Consider the following 278-nt stretch of genomic DNA (forward strand, 5'->3'; position numbering starts at 1 on the left):
GGTTTGCCGTTGCCGGTCAGTTCCGGACGCGCGTCGTCGGTGACGTTACCTTCCGTCATGCTGCCGGTGATCGGGCCCTGATCGTCATTGACGGTGCCAATGGTGACCTGGTTCGGATCCGGATCAACGGTGAAGCTGACGCCCGGAGACGGATCGCTGCTGTTGCCCGCCGGGTCAGTGACCACGGTGGTGATTTCATGATCGCCTTTATCCAGCGGCGTTTCCGGGGTGTATTCCCACTTGCCGTCGTCGCCGACCACGGTGGAGCCAATCACTTC

Annotated in this window: 1 protein-coding gene; it reads right to left on the minus strand. The window is 61.9% G+C overall.

Annotation, left to right across the window (positions count from 1 at the left end):
• A partial coding sequence (locus AOY23_RS22845) for an Ig-like domain-containing protein (protein WP_161804035.1) occupies nt 1–278 on the minus strand: 278 nt, incomplete at both ends.

Origin of the sequence: Trabulsiella odontotermitis (genome assembly GCF_001297775.1) — a bacterium.
Classification (GTDB): Bacteria; Pseudomonadota; Gammaproteobacteria; order Enterobacterales; family Enterobacteriaceae; genus Trabulsiella; species Trabulsiella odontotermitis.